This window comes from Vibrio sp. 811, assembly GCF_033339195.1.
The window spans coordinates 1-515 of the sequence record NZ_JAWOUB010000968.1 but is presented as its reverse complement, the minus strand read 5'-3'; the positions used below and the strand labels follow the sequence as shown (position 1 = coordinate 515).

Genomic DNA, 515 nt, shown 5'->3' with positions numbered 1-515 from the left:
CAACGGATGTGAAAGGTGTAGAAATCGGCAACCGTCACTTCCCACTGAACGTACCATTCCAGAACGGTCCAACCCGTGGTAAAGACATTTTCGTTCCTATCGATTTCATCATCGGTGGTGAGAAAATGGCAGGGCAAGGCTGGCGCATGCTGGTGGAATGTCTGTCGGTCGGTCGTGGCATCACGCTACCTTCTAACTCGACGGGTGGTATCAAATCGGCTGCGATGGCAACGGGTGCATACTCTCGCATTCCTCGTCAGTTCAAACAACCAATCGGTCACATGGAAGGCGTTGAAGAGCCATTGGCGCGTCTTGGCGGTAATGCATACGTCATGGATGCGGCCAGCAATCTAACTGTTGCAGGTATCGACCTAGGTGAAAAGCCATCGGTTATTTCCGCAATTGTGAAGTACGACTGTACCCACCGCGTTCGACTATGCATCATCGGCGCGATGGATATTGTCGGCGGTAAAGGCATTTGTGTGGGCCCGTCGAACTTCCTGGCTGGTGGCTAG

1 pseudogene is annotated in these 515 nt (G+C 52.8%); it reads left to right on the top strand.

Features of this window, described 5'->3' with window-relative positions:
* Positions 1-515 (top strand): annotated as a pseudogene (locus tag R7Q46_RS30395) (acyl-CoA dehydrogenase family protein); the annotation flags it as partial.